The sequence below is a fragment of the Nodosilinea sp. LEGE 06152 genome, from assembly GCF_015207525.1.
Lineage (GTDB): Bacteria > Cyanobacteriota > Cyanobacteriia > Phormidesmidales > Phormidesmidaceae > Nodosilinea.
Window position 1 is genome coordinate 1 of record NZ_JADEWR010000044.1, and the last position, 4485, is coordinate 4485.

Here is a 4485-nt window from a genome sequence, read left to right on the forward strand (position 1 = left end):
TGGCTAAGATCGCTAACCACCAGGCCAAGCGGATGGGGGGGTCTGTGTGCTGGCCGATCCAGGGCCGGTGCTGGCCCAATTGCCGGTGGCGGAGGTATGGGGCATTGGGCGGCGGCTCTCTCAACGAAGCGAGTGTTGATGCCCTCCACGACACCGCTGGTAGTTCGGTGCTCAAAGTACTGGAGAATCTTCGCTCAGCCCGTGCTGTCGCGACACACTGGCCGTATCGCTGTGAATCAAATCAGCCACGCCCACCTCGGCGTATCGGTCAGTGTAGACCCGACGACCCCCAACAAACTCAAAGCCCTCGCTGAAGGGTTTCCCGCAGCTCGAACACTTAAACTGGCGGCAATTGCCCCGTCACCACGTCTTGCGGTAGCAGCTGATGGGGAGGTCACGAACCAGGTAGCCATGGTTCTAGTGCAGATGGCGGCTCAGGGTTCCACAGCAGGGTAGGTCGCCGCGTCACAGTGGGCTTCTACGCTCAAAATCAGTCCGTCCTCGGTCTGTTCGTACGACTCAACCTCAATACCGGTAAACCCAATAGCTCTGTCAGTAGAGGCACCGTAGCCATACCGTGTAGCAGCAGCTACTTCAGCATACTCATTCCAGGAGAGCCACAAATCAGAGCTTTGATACCTTTTTTCTAAAGCCCCCCTCTTGAACATTAAATACGCCCCTTTGGCTAGATTTCTCCTAGCTTAGTTAAGTAATTTTTTAGAGAATTTTATATATCTATAGAATCATTTAGTCTTGATTCCCTTCCTGTGACCTTGAACAAAGAGAGCAATCGTAAAGAGTATCTTTAAACCAGTACTCTGGAAAACTTTTGTGACTAATAACACGAGAGAACATTTCTTTCAACCAATCCTCAAACGAGTTAGCTATAACTGAGTTAAGCCATTCGTCGGAAGGATAATCGGGATTACAGTCAAGCACAGGACTTTCAAAATCTGTAGAGTTATTCATATCAAGACTACAAAAATCTCCCGTGCCTATTCGTCCTAAATATGCAATCGGTAGAGGTAACCTGCGATCTGAGTTGTCAGAGAGTTTGTACACAAAGTTTCTGTACTCTGTAAGGGCAGCTGTTCCAAACACCAGGATGCCGGAGTCTGCCCACCAAGAATATGTTGTTGAAAGACTTCCGGATTTAGAGAGAAAAAGATGTGCTCCATTATGTTTCAATAGAAAAAGCCTGTAACTAGGAGGGAGAGTAATACCCGTTGTTAACTCATACTCCCTTAGGTCTTCTTCTGTTGCCGGCTCATTCAATTTAAAACCCCAATCAAGAGAAAGTTCATTAAAAATTTTGTACGATTGCTCTATTGAGTCATTTGTCCACTCGTACATGCTGATTCCCCCACATCCTATTCCCTTGAATGCTCGCTAAGCCGCATTCCTACCAAATGCTATTACCAATTTCTATTGCTGAACTGTAACCACCAATCTGTAAAGAGTTTATGCGTAGATACGCCTAATAGAACACCATTATACGTCTCATTATTTCCACCCCAAGCAATAGGTTTGATATGATGTGCTTGGGAATCGGTCGGTATAGCCCAACCTCTAGACTGATAAAGCGTTATCAAGTTTGAACGAAAACTAGCTGCTCGCTCACAGCACGGGCTGAATGGAGGAGCTGGAAAAGGGACAAGTGGCATATCAGTTCTGGTCGGTTTTATCTGAGGATACATAACCCCAACGTTGTTGTATGGCCTAGTGACACTAGCCCTTCTTGTATCAACGTATACAACCCCCGAAGTGCCCCGAATATCAGCCGAAACGCTTACATAGAGTAACTTTGTTCTGTCTATTGTTTGTTGATAACTTGGCGTCGTGCAATATGCTCCAGTGGAGCAATTAAAGGTATTAGTCCCTATGAAAAGCAATTGATTAGGGAAATTGACGTTAGATTGATAGACATTGAGAGTCAGGCGAGTTGGAATTCCAGTTCCGCAAGTTATTGATGACCTATAATTGGCCCGTGGAGGAGAGGGATTTGTTTGTTCTACAGCTAATTGGCAGTAATAATCTGGAGGGGAAGATTGGCTTATTTGATAACTTCCTACTCCAGATTCTGAAGTAACGCTGCCCGACAAAGAACTAGCTTCAGTTCCTTCTATAGCCGCTTTTGTCGGCTGCGAATAAAACAAGCTAGAAGATAGAAGAAATATAGAAAGGCCTAGCTTACTAAAACTGAGCTTGCGCCACAGCGAGAATTGTTTCATGGTAGAGGAGTCCAAAATACTTTTCATCTAGAAGGCAAGGAATTTATCCTTTTCTAGCGAAATGGCTTGTGTAGCTTTCTTTTGCTTGGAAGTTAATAACTATTAAAGGTATAAGCTGTTATGGATATAATTTTCCGAGCTTATCCCCTTATAGCAAAAGCTTCAGAGGCCAAAGCATGCAGGTTGAGTGTGCGACAGCTTATCAATCCAAAGTTTTTATTGATTGTCCTGAGGTCCGCCAATGAATATTAAATTGTCAGCCTCATTAACAATTTCATCAATAAATGTATCTGTCACATCGCATGAGACAATGCCATCGGGTGTGATGGTTTGCACCTCTATAGCACTACTTTCGTAAATGGCTTCATCTCCAATCTGCTGTAAAACTCTACTACGTGAATTGATTATGCCGTTGTGACTTTGGGAGAGTTCGCGAATTCTTTCTAATGCTTGAGGAGGAATTTGAGAGACTGCTCTACTAGTGAGCATCTGGTTGGCGGATCCTTGTATGACTACAATATCTTCTTGGCCTGGAGTTGAAATTTGTTCTGTTGCTGCTGCACGGCTATCTTTGTCTTCTGTGCACTCATGGTTTGACTTAGTGTAAGCCTTACTGTTTGAGTGGCTTGCTGCTAGTGGTACTACTGCCACCATAGTTCCAAGTACGAAGATTAAAGTTATCAGTCCCTTATTCATTAGCTCTAACTACTAAGCTCCCTAAATCAACTGTTAAAATATTGTGTACATGCTTATCATTTACGCCAGCGCTAAATATATTACACCTTCTTATGGACCTGCCACGATTTCAATGGATGGTGATTTGAGGTGGTTAGGAAAAAGGTCGCTAAGCTCAACTTTACTCATTTAGGCTAGAGAGAAAGGTAAAGAGCAGAGTTTAGGTGAGAGTCCGAGGATTTTGCTGCGATGGAGATAATAGCGTTTGAGTCAAAGGCATTCCTCCAATAGGCACAGCGACTCTTCTTGCTTGCAACTGAATTGTATATTCAGGTACATGTAGTTCATGCTTAGGATTTTGAAATATTTGCCAGCAAAGGTATATGCTTTGCTGGCAAATATATACCAGGGAGAGCCGACAAAATTTATTCTTGTAGAATTTCTTAAACGTCCGATTCCCAGAACGACAGAAGGCGATGAGGATGGTCATCACTTCGCCAACACTCAACCGGGACTGATAGCCCTTTGCTCAACTATTATAAGGCAGCTGAGCAATATCGCGCGCGCAGATCTTCTCAAAGTCTCGATAGAAATCGTCAACATCTGCTGGAGCTGGTAAGAACGCTCTAATCGGAGGGCCAGAAGCTCACCTTAGCGCCGAACGGCAACCGCTAAAGAAGGTGGGCGAAGATCAGGCCATTAGAATCACGGTAGTCTCCGACGTGGCCTGTGGGGGCCAATCTTCAGCGTTTAGGCACGCTCATCAACGTAGATCTGCCTTGGACCCGACTTGGACTTGAGCAGTGGATAGGCTACATTAAACGCTTTGGCCAAACTCGCCCCAACGTAGACATGTTGAATCTGCTCTACCAAGGCATTGTGAATAAAACATTTACGAGCGGCTCTCAGAGCGCATGAAAGACAGCTTTGACCTGTTTGGCTCTTTGCCCGATACCATCGAGGCCGAATGGATTGAACAGATCGAAACCCTTGGGGAGAAACTCGATGAGTATATCAATGCGCAAAAGCGAATGAATGGCTTTGATATCCGCTACAACAACAAACTCGATATTGAGGAGGACGAGACTCTCCTGGGATCACTATGCAGCGGTTGGAGAAAAGTGCCAGCAGACGAGACATCGGAGGCGGAATCGCTCAAAGTTGCTGAACCCGTAGCCAGAGCGCTTAACCAACTTTAAGCGAGTGTTGATGCCCTCAACGACACCGCTCGTAGTTCGGTGCTCAAAGTACTGGAGGATTTCCCCCAACCATCGCCTCATCGTCGCTACAGCGTTTGGGTAGAGTGATTGCGCCGCTTTCATTCAGGTGAGGAATCCCGGCAGAGCTTGAGCCCAGGACTCAGCGTCAAACAGCTCCCTAAAGGCTTCTTCTGAATCAATAGTCTCTTATTAAGGCACAGATGCCCAAGCATCGTCAATCTACTCGGCCACTTATCCCTCTTCAATCACTCTTGGAAGAGATAAAGCAGACTAGGAAGAGTTCTGATTAGAGTTGATGACGATGTCTGCCCCGCGATTGGCTCGACCTACGATTAGCTTTGTGGATCAGTACTGCCAAC

At 45.7% G+C, this 4485-nt stretch carries 4 protein-coding genes; 1 reads left to right on the forward strand and 3 read right to left on the reverse strand.

Annotated elements, in window-relative coordinates:
- Nucleotides 1-747: 747 nt before the first annotated feature.
- Together IQ265_RS28445 and IQ265_RS28450 are read right to left on the reverse strand one after the other, a co-directional pair.
- On the reverse strand, nucleotides 748-1353 hold the full coding sequence (locus tag IQ265_RS28445; protein ID WP_194059904.1) for an SMI1/KNR4 family protein: 606 nt from the start codon (nucleotides 1351-1353) through the stop codon (nucleotides 748-750).
- Between the two features lie 1094 nt (nucleotides 1354-2447).
- Complete coding sequence (locus tag IQ265_RS28450; RefSeq protein WP_194059906.1) at nucleotides 2448-2927, reverse strand: hypothetical protein; 480 nt, start codon at nucleotides 2925-2927, stop codon at nucleotides 2448-2450.
- Nucleotides 2928-3820: 893 nt separating this feature from the next.
- Here IQ265_RS28450 and IQ265_RS28455 point away from each other — a divergent pair.
- Nucleotides 3821-4105: a hypothetical protein gene (locus tag IQ265_RS28455; RefSeq protein ID WP_194059910.1), complete on the forward strand. Its 285-nt coding sequence runs from the start codon at nucleotides 3821-3823 to the stop codon at nucleotides 4103-4105.
- Here the strand turns inward: IQ265_RS28455 and IQ265_RS30960 are convergent.
- Nucleotides 4007-4228 (reverse strand): transposase, encoded by a 222-nt coding sequence (locus IQ265_RS30960; protein WP_194059908.1) that lies wholly within the window; start codon nucleotides 4226-4228, stop codon nucleotides 4007-4009. The two genes, IQ265_RS28455 and IQ265_RS30960, sit on opposite strands and share 99 nt — an antisense overlap.
- Nucleotides 4229-4485: the final 257 nt, after the last annotated feature.

Coding starts and splice junctions, on each gene's coding strand:
- IQ265_RS28455 (WP_194059910.1), top strand. CDS start 3,821: ATGAAAGACAGCTTTGACCTGTTTGGCTCTTTGCCCGATACCATCGAG.
- IQ265_RS30960 (WP_194059908.1), bottom strand. CDS start 4,228: ATGAAAGCGGCGCAATCACTCTACCCAAACGCTGTAGCGACGATGAGG.
- IQ265_RS28445 (WP_194059904.1), bottom strand. CDS start 1,353: ATGTACGAGTGGACAAATGACTCAATAGAGCAATCGTACAAAATTTTT.
- IQ265_RS28450 (WP_194059906.1), bottom strand. CDS start 2,927: ATGAATAAGGGACTGATAACTTTAATCTTCGTACTTGGAACTATGGTG.